This is a genomic window from Oceanibium sediminis, assembly GCF_003265325.1.
GTDB classification, from domain to species: Bacteria; Pseudomonadota; Alphaproteobacteria; order Rhodobacterales; family Rhodobacteraceae; genus Halovulum; species Halovulum sediminis.
This window is the reverse complement of sequence record NZ_QGNX01000009.1, coordinates 102,347-118,201: the sequence shown is the minus strand read 5'-3', so window position 1 is coordinate 118,201 and position 15,855 is coordinate 102,347. Positions and strand designations below refer to the sequence as shown.

The 15,855-nt window shown below is 61.0% G+C and carries 15 protein-coding genes and 3 pseudogenes; 5 read left to right on the top strand and 13 right to left on the bottom strand.

What is annotated here, in order from left to right:
• From DJ029_RS22525 to DJ029_RS21965, 12 genes and pseudogenes are all read right to left on the bottom strand, one after another.
• Positions 1 to 149, bottom strand: a 149-nt coding sequence (locus DJ029_RS22525) for a transposase (protein ID WP_157966444.1), incomplete at its 3' end; no start/stop codon positions are given.
• Between the two features lie 56 nt (positions 150 to 205).
• Positions 206 to 708, bottom strand: a pseudogene (locus tag DJ029_RS22200) (DDE-type integrase/transposase/recombinase); the annotation flags it as partial.
• Between the two features lie 149 nt (positions 709 to 857).
• On the bottom strand, positions 858 to 1,022 hold the full coding sequence (locus DJ029_RS18580; protein WP_112323991.1) for a DUF3309 family protein: 165 nt from the start codon (positions 1,020 to 1,022) through the stop codon (positions 858 to 860).
• 362 nt (positions 1,023 to 1,384) lie between these two features.
• Entirely contained in the window at positions 1,385 to 1,558 is a 174-nt protein-coding gene (locus DJ029_RS18575) for a CsbD family protein (protein ID WP_112323990.1), read from the bottom strand.
• A 297-nt stretch (positions 1,559 to 1,855) separates the two neighbouring features.
• Positions 1,856 to 3,682 (bottom strand): OmpA family protein, encoded by a 1,827-nt coding sequence (locus DJ029_RS18570; RefSeq protein ID WP_112323989.1) that lies wholly within the window; start codon positions 3,680 to 3,682, stop codon positions 1,856 to 1,858.
• A gap of 149 nt (positions 3,683 to 3,831) precedes the next feature.
• Positions 3,832 to 4,023 (bottom strand): Thivi_2564 family membrane protein, encoded by a 192-nt coding sequence (locus DJ029_RS18565; protein ID WP_112323988.1) that lies wholly within the window; start codon positions 4,021 to 4,023, stop codon positions 3,832 to 3,834.
• A 180-nt stretch (positions 4,024 to 4,203) separates the two neighbouring features.
• Positions 4,204 to 4,842, bottom strand: coding sequence for a DUF1236 domain-containing protein (locus tag DJ029_RS18560; RefSeq protein WP_112323987.1), 639 nt, complete (start codon positions 4,840 to 4,842; stop codon positions 4,204 to 4,206).
• 259 nt (positions 4,843 to 5,101) lie between these two features.
• Positions 5,102 to 5,436: pseudogene (locus DJ029_RS18555) on the bottom strand (DDE-type integrase/transposase/recombinase); the annotation flags it as partial.
• 256 nt (positions 5,437 to 5,692) lie between these two features.
• Positions 5,693 to 6,361 carry a glutathione S-transferase family protein gene (locus DJ029_RS18550; protein ID WP_112323986.1) on the bottom strand — a complete coding sequence of 223 codons (669 nt, stop codon included), beginning with the start codon at positions 6,359 to 6,361 and terminating at the stop codon, positions 5,693 to 5,695.
• 7 nt (positions 6,362 to 6,368) lie between these two features.
• Positions 6,369 to 8,093, bottom strand: coding sequence for a Rieske 2Fe-2S domain-containing protein (locus DJ029_RS18545; protein WP_112323985.1), 1,725 nt, complete (start codon positions 8,091 to 8,093; stop codon positions 6,369 to 6,371).
• Positions 8,094 to 8,115: 22 nt separating this feature from the next.
• Positions 8,116 to 9,000 (bottom strand): aromatic ring-hydroxylating oxygenase subunit alpha, encoded by an 885-nt coding sequence (locus DJ029_RS18540; RefSeq protein WP_112323984.1) that lies wholly within the window; start codon positions 8,998 to 9,000, stop codon positions 8,116 to 8,118.
• 23 nt (positions 9,001 to 9,023) lie between these two features.
• On the bottom strand, positions 9,024 to 9,248 hold the full coding sequence (locus DJ029_RS21965) for a hypothetical protein (protein ID WP_198671191.1): 225 nt from the start codon (positions 9,246 to 9,248) through the stop codon (positions 9,024 to 9,026).
• A gap of 230 nt (positions 9,249 to 9,478) precedes the next feature.
• Between DJ029_RS21965 and DJ029_RS18530 the strand changes: the two genes are divergently transcribed.
• The 5 genes from DJ029_RS18530 to DJ029_RS18510 all read left to right on the top strand — a co-directional run bounded on the left by DJ029_RS18530 (position 9,479) and on the right by DJ029_RS18510 (position 14,937).
• A complete protein-coding gene (locus DJ029_RS18530; protein ID WP_112323983.1) occupies positions 9,479 to 10,183 on the top strand; it encodes a GntR family transcriptional regulator in 705 nt (234 codons plus the stop codon).
• A 61-nt stretch (positions 10,184 to 10,244) separates the two neighbouring features.
• A complete protein-coding gene (locus tag DJ029_RS18525) occupies positions 10,245 to 11,339 on the top strand; it encodes a BMP family ABC transporter substrate-binding protein (protein WP_112323982.1) in 1,095 nt (364 codons plus the stop codon).
• A gap of 70 nt (positions 11,340 to 11,409) precedes the next feature.
• A complete protein-coding gene (locus DJ029_RS18520; RefSeq protein WP_112323981.1) occupies positions 11,410 to 12,957 on the top strand; it encodes an ABC transporter ATP-binding protein in 1,548 nt (515 codons plus the stop codon).
• Positions 12,947 to 14,017 carry an ABC transporter permease gene (locus DJ029_RS18515; protein WP_112323980.1) on the top strand — a complete coding sequence of 357 codons (1,071 nt, stop codon included), beginning with the start codon at positions 12,947 to 12,949 and terminating at the stop codon, positions 14,015 to 14,017. Before DJ029_RS18520 ends, DJ029_RS18515 begins: the two co-directional genes overlap by 11 nt.
• Entirely contained in the window at positions 14,017 to 14,937 is a 921-nt protein-coding gene (locus DJ029_RS18510) for an ABC transporter permease (protein WP_112323979.1), read from the top strand. Before DJ029_RS18515 ends, DJ029_RS18510 begins: the two co-directional genes overlap by 1 nt.
• A gap of 462 nt (positions 14,938 to 15,399) precedes the next feature.
• On the opposite strand, the pseudogene DJ029_RS22195 reads toward DJ029_RS18510, so the two are convergent.
• A pseudogene (locus DJ029_RS22195) lies at positions 15,400 to 15,845 on the bottom strand (transposase); the annotation flags it as partial.
• Positions 15,846 to 15,855: the final 10 nt, after the last annotated feature.

The window sequence follows — 15,855 nt, the reverse complement described above, 5'->3', positions numbered from 1 at the left end:
CCAAACCGCCTCCGCCAGTTGTAATACGTCGCATCGCTGATACCGACGCTCCGACACGCCGATGCCACATCATCACCAGCCGTCAGCTTGAGCTCAATCTCACGCAGCAGCTTCAAGATGTCTTCGTCTGAATGTCGCTTCCTCGCCATGCCCAATCCCCCTCTCGCGGACAATGTAATGGCCCAGTTCTAGGGGGGAAGGACAATCGCGCGTTGCCCCGCCTGTCTGACGCACCGATTTCTTTCAGCGGCGCTCCGTACGAACGCAGCCGGTCCGCTACGATAACCTTCGGTTGACCATGCTTATGCATTGCTTTCTTGAGGAATTTCAATGCAGCCTTCTTATCAACTACTTTCGTGACGAAGCTTTCACGGACTTCGCCTTCATGATCGACCGCCAGCGAGAGACAATGTCTCTCGCTGTTGATCTTCACAAACATCTCGTCCAAATGCTAGCGCCGTCGACTAGATTTCATGCCCGCAATTCGGCGCATTCGGATCTCAGCTGCAAACAGCGGACCAAAGCGATGTCACCAGCACCGCACAGCTTCATGGCTGCCATCAATGCCGCAATGCCGCAATGCCGCGCGCGTGGAGCAAATCTTCCACATTGTGAAGGAATAGAGGGAAACGCACGTACAGCATCACCGCCAGGCGGATGATTTCCGGGCAAGGTCTTGAACCATTTGAAAGAGCTGGGTTTGGTCATCCATGGATGGCTAGCTGGCACCCTGCACTGTCTCACTCCAGGTTTCTGACAGAGCCTGACCGCCTAATTGAAATTGCCGGGTTTGATCCGACATACTTGGATCAGACGCGCACAGTGCTTGCCTGACACACGGCGATCTGATGTCGCCGTCAGATCCTGCCAAGAACCATCAGGACGACCACCACGACTATCACCGTACCGACGACGCCGATGCCGGTGTGACCGAAGCCGTAGCCATAGCCCCCGAAGCGGCCGCTGAATCCTCCGAGAAGAAAAATGATGAGAATGACGACCAGAATCGTGCCGAGTGACATCGTGTATCCTCCATTCATATGCGCCACCCGACTGCCGGGTGGCCCCACCTTCAATTACAATGCGCAGGCTCAGAGCGATGCGCCGCCAGACACCGAGCGGTTCGGTTCGTTCACTTACCGTCGATCGAAATGCCTTGATCGTTGATCTTGATGTCGATTCCGCTCTGGCTTTCCTGATAGTAAAGATAAAAGGCCACGATTGCGACCACCGTCAGAACCATGATCGCAATTAGAAGACCATTTCTATTCATCGCATTACACCTCTACGATTACTTCGACTTCGGGACATTATGACGCCCTGACATTTATGGGAAAAATAGGATATTTCGCGTTTATTATCATACCGGCCAGTACCGCCGACACTACCCATCGCGCATGGTGTCCTTGACGCCGCCGGCGGCATTCTCGATCTTTCCCTCGATCTTCTCGGCTTCGCCAGATGACTCCAACTTCGCATAGTCGATCGTTTTGCCGATCGCGACCTTGACCTTGCCCTTCAGGACCTTTGCCGAGCCGATCACCCTATCCTTGTCCACGACGCTTCCCTTTCTGCGGAAATCTGCCTTCTGAAAGTTCGGCGGACAGACTCCACCTAAAGGATTTCCCGAATACCGTGCACTGATACAGGTTCGTGCGCGCGCAAAGACCCATGGGAATCTCAGCGTAAAGCCGAATACCTGGAGCGCAGCAGGTCGGGTAACGCGGTCGCTCCGGTCAAACCCGTGCCGGATTCGCACTCAACCCGAGCCTCGGGGCCCGGGTCGAGGCAAGAACGCCGAGGCGCAATCGTTCCGGCGGCGCCACATCCAGATGTGACAACTCCGCCTGAAGCCTTATCTCGGCTGAATAAGACTGGTGATCCGGCGCACGGCGACACGGCGGTTCAGCCGCTCGGCCTCCAGCGTGGCGACCAGCGGGAACCGTTCGCCATAGCCCTGCACAACCATGTTTTCGGGACGAACGCCGAAATATTCCGACAGCGCCAGTGCAACCGATTCCGCACGGCGATCCGACAGCAGCAGGTTGTAACTTTCGTCGCCGATTGCGTCGGTATAGCCCTCGATCAGGAACACCTCGCGCGGGTCATCCGAGACATAATCCACCATGAGCAGCCCGATTTCACGAAGCTGTTCGGCCTCGGATGGCAGAATCGCTGCCGAACCGGTGCGGAAGGTAATGCTCCTCAGATTGATTTCAGGTGCCAGATCGCGAACTTCGCGATATTTCCGGACCTGGTTCAGACTGAAGCTCCGCCCGAGGTCGCGTCGTTCTGCGGCCTTGAGAGCCTTGCGCAGTGCGGCCCTGTCGGTCGCGTCCCTGTAGTCAGGGTCAGCCACATAAGGGCTTGGCAATGCAGTCACTTCAACCGGTTCAAACCCGCGCGTGTCATCGATCAGCACGACCTCTCGGCCATCTTTCTCGATCCGGGTCCGGCGCAGGACCTGGCCCTGGGAATCACGAATCGTGACGATCTGGACGCCGTTCTTGCGGGTAACGAAGCTGCGCGTCGAGCCATCCTTGAAGGTTTCAGTGCGCACGTTGGAGCCGGCCTCGCGGACGAGGACATCATCGTCTTTAAGGACCGTGTAATTGCCATACTGGTCCTGCACGACAACCCGGTCGCCGGTCTTGGCTGTAACCTTCTGGCCGTTTGTCAAAATCGCCCCGACAACAACTGCGCCAAGGGCAAGCAAGCCCGCCTTTTCAAGGTTGGAGAGACCATCGCCACCGGAGCCGGCCTGTGATCCCGCGAACTCCTGGTCGCTGGAACGGGTCGCTTTCTCGGTCACGGTCTCGGTCGTGACGTCGGCCTTGGGCGTTGCGGCTGCTGTGACGGCTGCGATCCCGGCTTGCGTCATATCATCCGCGCACAGGGTTGCCCCTGCCGCGTCCACCAGTTCGACAGCACATTCCGTGGATTCCGCTGCTGCCCGGGCCGCGGCTTCGGAGGCTGCGGTTTCTGCGGCCTTCTTCGCCTGGGCCAGGGCTTCCGCTTCAGCGACGGCGGCAGATTTCGCATCGGACCTGGCTTCGACTTTCGCCGCTTTCGCCTCGGCTTTGGCATCCGCCTTTTCGGCTTTTGCGGCCCTGGCTGCTGCTTTGACGGCGATATCGGACTCGACCTGCGCCGCGGCTTTCGCAGCAGCATCGGACTCGACCTGCGCCGCAGTTTTCGCGGCAGTTTCTACATCCGCGTCAGCCTCGACGGTGGCCTTTACTTCGGCCGCGGCTTTCGCGTCGGCGGCGGCAAGCGTGTCTGCCAACGCCTTGGTCTCGCCATCGGCGGCTTGCGTCTTCAGTTCGGCTGCGGACGCGGCATCATCGCTTGCGCAGGCTTCCGCGTTGGCTGCGCGAATAATCCGCTCGGCTATTCTCTCGGGAGATTTGCCTTTGTCCTTCTGCTTATTGTCGGGGCCGTCACCCGCTTGCAGCAGGTCCGGATCACAGGTGACCCCGGCCAGGACTAATGCATCCTGGCAGGCCTGTTCCGCGTCTTTTCGTTTACCCTGGAAATTCTCCAGGCACACCAGCGTCGTTTCCAACGTTTGCGCGGGCAAAGCCTCGGGGATCTCGATCCTGGCTTGTGTAAGCCCGGGAAGGGGTTGCATGAACGAGAGGGCGACGACAATCGCCGTAGTGGATTTCAGTTTCATACTCATGGTATTCACTCCCTTGAGCCATGTTTCGGGCAGACATTGTCCGACACCGGCGGGCTGCGGATTTTGCGGATTGGCGTCATCTTCTTGATATTCGGCGCTCTAAAACTCTTTTCAGGCATCCAAAAGCGGCTTTCCCGCATTTCGGATAATCAGGCACCGATGCGTATTGAACCCATCGGACCCATGATTCCAAACACCTGCAACAGCCACGGGACGACGCCGATCACGACCACGACGTTCAGGCTCTTGAGGATTTTCCGGTCCTCCGGGATATGGGGATTCACGAGCCACAGCAGCACCCCGACGACGATAAGCGGAACTACAAAACTAACGACGGGCATCGGTGGCTTCCTGGACATATGGCCGCGTAGCCGCTCTGGGACGGGGCAGCGGGATCGGTCCCCGGCTTCTGCTCCATGATCGGTGCCGATTGCTTGCACGCCGGGATGGGCGTCAACGCAGCCCGGATCGTCCGGACTGCGTCGCTTTTTAATTGGCGCAAAAGTTTGCGCCATCGCTTGTTAGCGGACGATACGAACGATCTTGCGTTCGGTCGAATTCACGATAACGGGCACACCGTTTACGTAGACGTAGGAAAACTCGGTGTCCGGGACCGGGACCAGCGTCACGGTTTCCGGCAGGCCGGCGCCGACAACGACTTCGCCTTCCAGGTAAACCTGGTCGACGGGGTTGGTCTGGACATAAGTCACCACGGTTTCATCAACGGCAACCGCTTCACCAGCGCTCGCACCCAGCATGCCGCCGAAGACAGCACCAAACGGACCAGCGATCAGCGCGCCGGCCACGGCGCCTGCCGCGGCACCGCCGAGTGTTTCCGCGTCCTTGTTGTTGTCATAGGTGACCGTCTTGACGACAGTCGGCTGCTCGGTCGATTTGAGCACCGCCCGTGTCGTCAGATAGTTGCCTGCAGCCCAGCCATCGGTGCCGTCCAGAGAAACTTTGCACCAGGAGGATTCTGCAAGGCAGCCGTCAACCGTGACGAGTTTGTCTGCCGGAATGACACCAACGATCGGATACATCGGTCCGGGACCTGATCGCAGATTGAGGTCGGTCCAAGAGGTTGCAACGGATTCGGCAAATGCTGCCGAACCGAGAAGGGCACCAGCGACGGACAGGCTCAATAACGTTTTAATAATCATGGATTTTACCTTTTTTCGGGCAATCAGTCGCGCAAATTTGTCGCGCTGATCTGCTACCGCTTTGGAAAGTTCTCCAAGCTCCCTGATTGGGGTGAAGCTTGGATAACCGTCCGACGGACGCCGAATCGCTGGCATCCTTCGGTACACTGCCAGTTATGCGGGGGCTGCAAGCTGATGTAGATTAGTACATTCGAAATGCAGCGTGAGGTTGTGAACGCCTTGCGCGTTCCGGACACTTGGGTCTCTCGTCACGTGCCTATGTCACGAAGCTTCCCAGGACTTCGCCGTCGTGATCCACGGCCCGCACAGATAGTGGCGTTCGCCTTTGGTCTTCACGAACAACTCGTCCAGATGCCTTCGCCAGCGGCTGGACTTCATCCCTTCAATGTGGCGTTTCCTGATCTCACCTGCGAACATCGGACCGAACCGATGCCACCAGTATCGGACCGCCTCCTGGCTGATGTCGATGCCGCGCTCGTGCAGCAGATCCTCCACATTTCGGAGCGATAGCGGGAAACGGGCATAGAACATCACGGCCAGGTGAATGATCTCGGGGCTGGTTTTGAAGCACTTGAAAGGGCTGGGTTTGCTCATGGGCAAACGCTAGCCAACGCGCTCCCCGCCTCAAGCCAACTCCGTCTGAGAAGGCCGTCGTCATCCAAGATTGCGCCGACCAGGCAACGATAAGCCTAGGGGACAGCTCGATCACAAGGCACAGATCACTCCCTGCCACTCCGTCAGGAATGCGCTGCTGGACCTCGACAGCCCGACATTTTTACAGATGAAAGACGCCGCGCGCCGATACCGCGGCATGACACTTCTGGATCCGGCCTGCGCAGCAATTCGTTGCTCAAGCCGCCACGCCCGCCGCATCCGTGAAGCCCGGACCGGCAGGAAAGACTCCGGACATCACGATGAACCCAGGAATGCGCTTGAAGCGGTCGCACCACCGCCGGATGGCGGGATAGGTCATGCGCGATATGCCCCCCTCTTCGGACAGGATGACATAGGGAAAACAGGCGATATCGGCGACGGTCGGATGATCGCCGGGGCAGATCCAGTCCTGTCCGGCCTCTTCGGCAAAGAACAGGTGTTCGTCCAGAATGCGGAACAGGCGGTGCGCCCCGGCTCGAGCGGCGTCGATATCAATCGAGGAGTAGAACAGCCCGTCATGCAGGCGCGCCGCCGAGGACGTGGCGGTTATGCCATCGGCGAAGGCCATCCACTGTGCCATCTGCCCCAGAAGGGCGGCATCGTCGCGCGGATACCACTTGCCGTTGGGGTCATATTTCGACGCCAGATAGATCAGGATCGCCTGCGCATCGCGCAGCACGAGCCCGTCGTCGTCAATCACCGGCAATTGCCCCAGAGGGTTGATCCGGCGAAAGGCGTCGCTCTTGTGCTGATTGCCGGGATAGAAATCAATCGCCTCGGTCTGATACTCCAGCCCCAGAAAGGACATCAGCAACCGCAGCTTGTAGCAGTTGCCAGAGAGTTCATAGTCGTAGAGCTTGATCATGAGAGCCTCAGATATCCAGGATAAGACGGTCGGACGCGGCGCGTGACACGCAGGTCATGATGGATTTGCCGGCGGATTTCTCGGCGTCGTTCAGGTAGACATCCTGATGGATCACCTCGCCCTCGATCACGCCGACCCGGCACGTGCCGCACGCCCCCTGTTCGCAGGAGCTTTCCATGTTGATGCCGTTCTCGCGCAACACCTCGAGGATGGTTTTTCCCGCGGGCACATTCAGCGACAGCGCCGAGCGGGCCAGCTCGATCTGGAAACTGTTGGTGTCGTCGACCTCCTTGGTGTTCTTGAAGTATTCGAAATGCACGGCCTCGTCGGACCATCCCAGATCGGCAGCAATCCCGCGCGTCGCTTCCAGCATCGGCCCCGGCCCGCAGATATAGAGATGGCGGGCATGTCCTGGCGAGGCCAGGATATCGCGCAGCTTCGCGCCGGTATCCTCGGGCGATAGCCCCTTGTGCAGGGTCAGGGCATCGCCGAACTCCCCCATTTCGCGCCTGAACGCCGCATGGGCGTGGGATTGCACAAAGTAATGGAACTCAAAGCTGAGGCCCTGGGAGTTCAGCGCTCTCGCCATGGCCAGCAGCGGCGTGACTCCGATGCCACCGGCGACAAACACGGTGTGCAGCGCGTCGCGGCGCAATGGGAAATTGTTGTGTGGCGCGGACACGGCAAGCACATCGCCCACAGCCAGGCTGTCATGGATCGCGACGGAGCCGCCGCGGCTGTCGGGTTCGCGCTTCACGCCGATGGTGTAGTGATCGGTCTCGCCCGGCCCGTTGGTCAGGGAGTACTGGCGCACCATTCCGTTTTGCAGGTGCACGTCGATATGCGCCCCGGGCTGGAAGGTGGGCAGTTGGCCCTTGATCGCCTCCAGCCGCAGGCTGACGATCCCCTCGGCCGTCACGGTCTTGTCGACCACCTGCACGCGCAGTTCCGCCGTGCGCCCGCCTTCCTGCTCGGGGGGTATTTCCGCCAGATCGGCCGAGACCTTCGCGATCGGCGGCGTCATGGGTTCGGGAGTCTCCAATTCGGCGGCGCGGGCCTCTACCTGGCTGCGCAAGACGTCCAGCAGGAAGTTGTGATGGCGCAGCGCGGCAATGCGCTCTGCGCCGTCCAGCGCCTGGTTGAGTACGCCGCGGATGACCGAGAGGTTGGAGTCGCTTGGCTGCACGAAAAAACGCACCGCTTGCCCGTCCGCCGCCGTTACCGTCACAACACCATGTTCGTCGGTCTGCGCCGAACAGCCGTCGGCAAAGGCGTAGGCACCAAGCGCCTCGATCACCATATCCCGCGGTGCGTTCACTGGCAGGCCGCGCAACGCGGTCACGGACTCGAACCCGCTCATGTCGGGCAGATCGCCGGTTGCGTGCTCCCCACACCAGACCAGCCCGCTGGCTTCGGCGACGGGATAGGTATTGTTGCAGATCGTGCGGGCCGGGGCGTCTGCGGGATGGGCGGGAATATAGGTGCAGCCCGCGGTGCGGTTGGCATAGCGCCAGCCGTGATACTGGCACTTCAGCTCACGCCCATCGTTGATCCCGATGGACAGGCGCACGCCACGGTGCAGACAGCGGTTTTCCCAGATGTTCACATAGCCATCATCGGCGCGCCACACGGCATATTCCCGCCCCAGAAGCTGCGCCTGGTAAACGTGGCGTTTCACGAGGTCGGTGCTGGCGGCAATCGGATGCCAGGTGTTTTGCAGGTCGGTCGCCATGTTGATTTCCCTGAGTTGTTCGTTACGCCGCAGCAGGTATGACGCCGTACGTGATGCCCTTGTCCGACAACCACCTACGATAGACGATCGCGGATTTGTCCGCGCGGATGGGCGTCTCCGCCCGCGGGTCCAACGGAAGGCGTTTGGGATACTGGTTCTCCAATATCGGCTTGTCCTGCCCGAAGATGGTCTGTTGAAACAGCCGGATATCCAGATCCGTACTGGTGTCGTCAAGCAGCGAGAGCATCATGTGCACCCGCACGCTTTCCTGTGTGATCGGCTGGATGAAGATCGCGATGGCATCCATGCGCGCCGGGTCGATCGCAGCGGATTTGTAGAGCACCGAACAATAGGGATGCGGCACGCGATAGATATAATCGACATCGGCACCGCCGGAGGATGCCCTGGAGGCCATCGGCTGCCAGAACTTGCAGTTGGTCGCGAGGATCTCGTCGCGCTCGTCCGAGCGTTCGACGAAATACTCCTTCACCTCTGTATGGGGCTCGGCACCCAGAATATCGGTGTGGACGTAGGGGAAATGCCCCATGTCGAGGAAATTTTCCACCAGGCGCGGCGCAGAGGCATTCACGCCGAAACTGGCGGCATGGATATTGCGCCGGTCCGGTTCGTCGTATTCCGGAATAGCAAAGATATCGGCGTCGGGCGTGCCGAGCGTCGTCCAGAAATAGCCGTAACGCTCTTGCACCGGAAGGGATGCCCCGACCGGGCGCGCGCCGTCGCCGTCGTGGGACCAGACGGCGATCTGCCCCGAGGGCTCGCGGGTGAAGGCGATGGGTTGCTCCAGCAGGATCGAACGTTCGACCTTGCCGTCAAGAACCTCCTCCAGCGGCGCAATGGCGTACCACAGGTTCAGGGCGATAGGGTCTTTGCATTTGGGTGATGACACGGGCTTGGCTCCCTTGGAGAGGTTTATCCGGCAGCGATTGCGCCATAGGTGACAGAATGATCGCGCAGCCAGCGGCGATAGAGGATGGCCACCTGATCGGCGCGGATGGGCGTTTCCGCGCGCGGATCCGGCGCCACCGAAAGGCTTTCGCCCAACAGCAGGGTCTGCTGATGGCCTCCGGGCGACACCCGCGCGCCATCGGCCACAACGTGCCAATCCTTCAGCAGTATGTCGTCGTGACATGTCATTCCGGCACTCCGAATGCTGCGCTCGTTGGCGACAGTCCCGCACTTATCGTATGCAAAGCTGCATAGATTGGGTATCAATTCGTCGCAACAAGACTTTCAATTTTTGCAAGATAGTGCTTCAAACAATTTCTTAATACGGTTCGATGGCCATCTGGTGTGACTGAAGTACCAGAGAGCAAGACGGAGGAGGCGGTCTGATTCTGCAGGAACCGGAAGGCAAGGCGACGCCGATGGAGCATCGATCCGATGGGATAGCCAAGGCCATCACACGGGCGATCGTCAACAAGCGTCTGGCGCCCGGCTGCAAGCTGAGCGAACAGACGTTGGCCGATGTCTTCAAAGTCAGCCGCACAGTGGTGCGCCAAGCGATCATCAAGCTGACCGAGGACGGGCTGGTCACCATCGAGCGCAACCGCGGCGCCTATGTCTCCACCCCCAGCTACCGCGACGCGGTCGAGATCTACGATGCGCTCACCATCCTGGAACAGGGCGTCGCAGCCCAGCTTGCGGGGCGTCTGGATGCGCGCAGCTGGTCGGAATTGCGCCGCCACGTGGAATTGCAGCACAAGGCCGTCGAGGAGCATCAGGACGGGCTTGCCGATCAACTCGGGTCGGGCTTTCATGAGCTGCTGATCAAGTTTTCGAACAACAGTGTGGTGCAGGCCATGCATTCGCAACTCATTCGCCGGACGTCGCTGCTGCGGTTCCTTGTCGACAGCCGCTTTGACTACTGCGGTCTGCTGCATGACCACGCGGTGCTGGTCGACCTGCTTGAAGAGGGACAGGTCGCCGAAGCCCAGAAACTGATCGACGAGCACCACCGCACGGTCGTCAGGGGGTATCTTCTGGACATGGAGCGTATTCCGAAGATGTCCGCACGCGAGGCGCTTGCGCCTTTTGTCGAAGCCGCCACCGAAGGTGGACCACCCGGGTGAGTGTCTCTAGTCACCATCATTTGCAGCCACGAACCACATGAACCGAACAGGGGAGACGAGGATGAAACGCGCAACAAGACGGGATATTCTGAAATACGGGGCCGCCACGGGGCTTGCGACCGGGCTGACGGGTCTGCCGGGCCTGTCGCGCGCCCAGGAAAAGCTGAAGGTGGGGACGGTCTTCGTTTCGCCCCTCTCCGAAATCGGCTGGACCAAACAGCACAGTCTCGGGGTCGAGGCCATCAAGAATGAGATGGGCGACGCCGTCGAAATCACGACCATCGACAATATCTACCTGCCCCAGGACGCCGAACGGGTGTTTCGCGAACTGGCCAGCACCGGCCACCAGCTGATCTTCGGAACCAGCTTCTCGCACGGCACGCCGATGCAAAAAGTGGCGCCGCGCTTTCCCGAAGTCGCCTTTGAACATTGCTCGGGGATCAAGCATCTGAACAATCTCGGCACCTTCGAGGCGAAATACTACGAAGGCACCTATGTCGCGGGCATCACCGCCGGGCATGTGACGAAAACCGGCAAGATCGGCTTCGTCGGCGGTTTTCCGATCCCCGATATAGTCGGGCCGGGCAATGCCCTGCTGCTTGGCGCGCAAAGCGTGAACCCCGACATCACCTGCAACGTTATCTTCCTCAACTCCTGGTTCGATCCGGGCAAGGAAAAGGAAGCGGTGAAAACCCTCGTCGCGCAGGGGTGTGACGTGATCTGCTCGATGACCGACACCCCGACGGGTGTGCAGGTCGCCGGGGAAAACGATGCCTGGTCCATCGGCTATGCCAGCGACATGTCCCAGTTCGGCAATGGCAAGCATCTGACCGCCTTCACGCTTAACTGGGCGCCGGTCTATGTGGATGCCGCCAAGCGCGTCGCCGCGGGCACATGGGAGACCAGCGAACGCTGGCTCGGGCTGAAGGACGACGTGGTAAAACTGTCGCCGTACAACCCCGATCTTCCGGCAGAGGTGGTGGCCGCCGCCGACCAGGCACAGGCCGACATCAGCGCCGGTACGCTGCACCCCTACGCGGGTGAACTGAAGGATCAGTCCGGCGCCGTCCGGGCCGAGGCGGGATCGCGGCTGTCGGATGGCGATATCCGTGGCATGAACTGGTTCGTCCAGGGCATGATCGGCAACTTGGGATAACCACGTCCTTTTGGGGCCACAGGCCGGTCAGACGGTGCTGTGGCCCCTTTCTCACGAGGGAAACGCGCGAATGAACCCACGATTGGAACTGCGGGGCATAAGCAAGTCTTATCCCGGCGTGCTGGCCAATGACGAGATTTCGCTGACCGTGCAGCCCGGCGAAATCCACGCGATTCTGGGTGAGAACGGCGCGGGCAAAAGCACGCTGATGAAGATCATCTACGGCGCGACGCACGCCGATGCCGGCGAGATCCTCTGCGATGGCGTCGCAGTGCCAGAGCATGGACCAGCCGTTTCGCGCGAGCTGGGCATCGAAATGGTGTATCAGCACTTCGCGCTGTTCGAATCCCTGACCGTGGCGGAAAACGTCTCTCTCTCGATGCCGGGCAATATGGACCTGAAGGCGCTGGCAGCAAGGATCCGCGACGTTTCGGAGAAATACGGCCTGCCGATCGACCCCGACCGCCGGGTGCTGTCGCTTTCGGTGGGCGAGCGTCAGCGGGTCGAGATCGTGCGCTGCCTGTTGCGCAATCCCAAGCTGCTCATCCTTGACGAGCCGACTTCGGTGCTGACCCCGCAGGCGGTGCACAAACTGTTCGAGACCCTGCGCACACTGGCGCAGGAGGGGTGCAGCATTCTCTACATCAGCCACAAGCTCGACGAGGTGCGCGCGCTGTGCCATTCGGCCACCGTTCTGCGCGGCGGGCGCGTGACCGGCGTTGCCGATCCGCGCAAGTCCACCTCGGCGGAACTGGCCCGCATGATGGTCGGCAACGATCTCCCCGAAGTAATCCTGACGAAGACGGAGTTGAGCCATGCGCCCATGCTGTCCGTCAACAATCTTTCCATGGCCTCCGAAAGCGTCGTCGGCACCTCGCTCAAGTCGGTCAGCCTTGAGGTCCATGGCGGCGAGATCGTCGGCCTTGCCGGGGTGTCGGGCAATGGCCAGAGCGAGTTGGCCGCCGCCATCAGCGGCGAGCGGATCACCAACGCCGCCGAGGATATCCTTCTGGAGGGGCGCCCCATCGGGCATCTCGACGCCGGGCGCCGCCGCGATCTTGGCCTCGGTTTTGTTCCCGAGGAACGCCTGGGGCGCGGCGCGGTCCCGCCCCATGAACTGTCGGAAAACGCGCTGTTGACCGCACATCGCCAGGGCATGGTCAAACGCGGCATGGTCAATCGCAAGCGGGCCCGCGCATTCGCCAGGGACGTGATCGACAAATACAGCGTCAAGGCCAATGGACCGGACGCAAAGGCGCACGGGCTGTCGGGCGGCAACCTGCAAAAATACATCATGGGCCGCGAGATCGAGATGGCCCCGCGCGTGCTTCTGGTATCGCAACCCACCTGGGGCGTCGATGTCGGCGCCTCCGCCTATATCCGCCAGACGCTGATCGACCTCAGCCGTTCGGGCGCCGCGGTGATCGTCATTTCGGAGGAACTGGAGGAGTTGTTCGAGATCTGTGACCGGCTCTATGTCTTTTGCCACGGGGCGCTGTCGCACTCGCTGGACCGGAACGCCACCAATGTCGAGGAAATCGGCCTGCTGATGAGCGGGACAGGTGGCGCCGCCCAGACGGCCGTTCCGTCGGCCGACGAGGTGCGCCATGTTGTTTAAGATCGAGCCGCGGGCCGAGCCGTCGCGCCAGATGGCGATTGCCGCCCCGCTGATCGCCACCGCCATGACCCTTGTCGTCAGCACGATCTTCTTCGTGTCGCTCGGGCTGAATCCGTTCGTGACGCTCTACACCTTCTTCGTGCAGCCGCTGACCACGATGAACGGTGTGTCGGAATGGTTGCTGAAGGCATCGCCGCTGATCCTGATCGCCTGTGGCCTATCGATCGGGTTTCGCGCAAATGTCTGGAATATCGGCGCCGAGGGGCAGTTGATCATGGGGGCCATACTGGCAACCGGGGTCGGGTTGTTCTCGCCCTGGCAGGAAAGCGCGTTGCTGTTGCCCTTGATGGTGGTGGCTGGCATGGCGGGCGGCGCGGCCTGGGCGGCGATCCCGGCGTTCCTGCGCGCGCGCATGAACACGAACGAAATCCTCGTGACCCTGATGTTGAGCTACGTGGCGGCGCTGATCCTGTCCTACCTGGTGCACGGGCCCTGGCGCGATCCGGCCGGGTTCAACTTCCCCCAGACCGCGCTGTTGCCCTATTCGGGCACCTTCGAGGTGTTCGACTATTCCTATCGCCTGAACACCTCGATCTTCTTTACCGTCGTTGCCGTTTTCCTGACCTGGCTGTTCACCAATCGCAGCTTCATGGGGTACAAGATGGCGGTTGGCGGCGTGGCCCCGGCAGCGGCAAGGTTTGCCGGGTTCAAGTCCTCGGTGTCGGTCTGGCTTGGCCTTCTGGTGTCGGGCGCGGCGGCGGGGCTGGCGGGCATGATGGAGGTCGCGGGCCCCCTGGGGCAGCTTTCCTCGCAGATCTCGCCCGGTTATGGATTTGCCGCGATCATCGTGGCCTTCATCGGCCGGCTCAACGCCTTCGGAATCGTTCTGGGGGGGCTGCTTCTGTCCTTGCTCTATCTCGGCGGCGAGACTGTGCAACTCAACATGGGGCTGCCGTCATCGGTGGCGTTGATCTTCCAGGGATTGCTGCTGTTCTTCCTGCTGGCCAGCAACTTCCTCGTCAACTTCCGTATTCGCAGACTTGTCACGAGGACGCACTGATGGATCTTTTCGTCTCCATGTTTGCGGCGACCATCATCGCTGCGACCCCCCTGATCTTCGCCGCTCTGGGAGAGCTGGTTGTCGAGAAGTCCGGCGTGCTCAACCTCGGGATCGAGGGCATGATGCTGATCGGCGCGGCCTTTGGCATCTGGGTGCATTTCGCGGGCTTCCCGATGATCCTTGCGGTCGGTGCGGCTGTCGTGGGCGGGGCGCTGGCCTCGCTGATGTTCGGCGTTCTGGCGCTGACCTTCATGACCAACCAATATGCCGCCGGGCTGGCGCTGGCGATCTTCGGGGCCGGTGTCTCGGCCTTCATCGGGCGCGGTTTCGGCACCACGCCGGTCGAGGCCATCCAGCCGCTGCACATCCCCGGCCTGTCCGACATTCCGATCCTCGGCGAGATGTTCTTTCAATTCGATCCGCTGGTCTATCTGTCCTTCGTCCTGTTCGCCGCGGTCAGCTGGTTTCTCTATCGCACCAAGGCGGGGCTGGCGCTGCGCGCCATCGGGGAAAGCCCGGATTCCGCCCATGCCATCGGTTATCAGGTCATCAGGATCCGCTATCTCGCCGTCATGTTCGGCGGCGCCATGGCGGGGCTGGGCGGCGCCTACCTGTCGCTGGTCTATACGCCGCTCTGGGTCGAGAACATGACCGCCGGGCGCGGCTGGATCGCCCTGGCGCTGGTCGTCTTTGCGGCCTGGCGCCCCCGGCGCGTCATCTTCGGGGCCTGGCTCTTTGGCGGAATGACGATCCTGCAACTCCAGGGACAGGCTATCGGGCTTACCGTCCCGACCGAGGTGCTGTCGGCCTTGCCCTATGTTGCCACCATCGTCGTTCTCGTCCTCATCTCGCGCAACCGCGAGGCCATGGCGCTGGATTTCCCTACCTCGCTGGCGCAGCCTTTCCGTCCGAAAGGTTGACGCCTTCGGGTGCCGACACTTCCGCCTCAGGTGACGGGGGCGGTACAGGGCATCCCCTAAAAGACCGGACTCCGGCGCGTTCAGCGTGGTCCAGTTGTTGCCGCCACGCCAGCGGCGGCAGCGATCCGGACCCGCCGCGAAAAGGCAAGGAGCCGGGCCTTGGCCGCCTCCATCTCCCCGCTGGGTGCTGTCATGTGAGGACGGTTCCGTTTACGCAAGGATTGATTTGAGCTGATATTGGTCATTGCGGGTTGCGGTCATGTGTCAGGCCTCGTTTCTCGGCACGTCTGACCGCTGGCCCTGATGAAGTCCGCATGCCGGGTCCCAATCAGACCACCGAGCTTTTAAGCTCAGACAGCACCTCGGGGTATCCCGGCAGCGGTCCCGTTTGATCATCATCACTCACTTCTGCCCTTGCATCTCATCGCAACGCCGTTGGCGCGCCGCTATCTCTTCCTGCATTCAGATTGACGGTACGGCTTTGTACTCTTCTTCTTTCGCCGTCAACGCCCAGGCGGTTCGAGCGGTTTTGTCGGCCATGGCCACGGTGACAAGCCTCGTTGGTTTGCGCTCGAGAAGCGATCGGAGCCAGGCGCCGGCTCGAGTGTCGGCAGTTGGTGATCGTCGTGTGACGGATGTGGCCCCGATCACGAGCAGGCGGCGTAAGTAGCTGCTCCCCATCTTCGATTATGCCCAAGACGGTCCTTGCCGCCTGACGAGTTCTGTCGTGCTACGGGGCCTAGGTAGGCCGCAAACTGTCGGCCAGATTTGAAGACAGTAGGGTCGGGCACGCTGGCCGCGAGGGCCGTGGCGGTGATGATGCCCACACCTGGGATCGTCTCGAGGTGCTGGCTTTCCTGGTTCTGCCGATGCCATACCAACGGTTGCCGTTCGATATTGCAGATCTGAGGTACCCCA

Bases quoted from the DNA above. Each gene is read 5' to 3' on its own strand.
- DJ029_RS18510 (WP_112323979.1), top strand. From the start codon at position 14,017: ATGGATCTTTTCGTCTCCATGTTTGCGGCGACCATCATCGCTGCGACC.
- DJ029_RS18515 (WP_112323980.1), top strand. From the start codon at position 12,947: ATGTTGTTTAAGATCGAGCCGCGGGCCGAGCCGTCGCGCCAGATGGCG.
- DJ029_RS18580 (WP_112323991.1), bottom strand. From the start codon at position 1,022: ATGTCACTCGGCACGATTCTGGTCGTCATTCTCATCATTTTTCTTCTC.
- DJ029_RS18545 (WP_112323985.1), bottom strand. From the start codon at position 8,093: ATGGCGACCGACCTGCAAAACACCTGGCATCCGATTGCCGCCAGCACC.
- DJ029_RS18550 (WP_112323986.1), bottom strand. From the start codon at position 6,361: ATGATCAAGCTCTACGACTATGAACTCTCTGGCAACTGCTACAAGCTG.
- DJ029_RS18560 (WP_112323987.1), bottom strand. From the start codon at position 4,842: ATGATTATTAAAACGTTATTGAGCCTGTCCGTCGCTGGTGCCCTTCTC.
- DJ029_RS18570 (WP_112323989.1), bottom strand. From the start codon at position 3,682: ATGAGTATGAAACTGAAATCCACTACGGCGATTGTCGTCGCCCTCTCG.
- DJ029_RS18520 (WP_112323981.1), top strand. From the start codon at position 11,410: ATGAACCCACGATTGGAACTGCGGGGCATAAGCAAGTCTTATCCCGGC.
- DJ029_RS21965 (WP_198671191.1), bottom strand. From the start codon at position 9,248: ATGACATGTCACGACGACATACTGCTGAAGGATTGGCACGTTGTGGCC.
- DJ029_RS18530 (WP_112323983.1), top strand. From the start codon at position 9,479: ATGGAGCATCGATCCGATGGGATAGCCAAGGCCATCACACGGGCGATC.
- DJ029_RS18565 (WP_112323988.1), bottom strand. From the start codon at position 4,023: ATGCCCGTCGTTAGTTTTGTAGTTCCGCTTATCGTCGTCGGGGTGCTG.
- DJ029_RS18525 (WP_112323982.1), top strand. From the start codon at position 10,245: ATGAAACGCGCAACAAGACGGGATATTCTGAAATACGGGGCCGCCACG.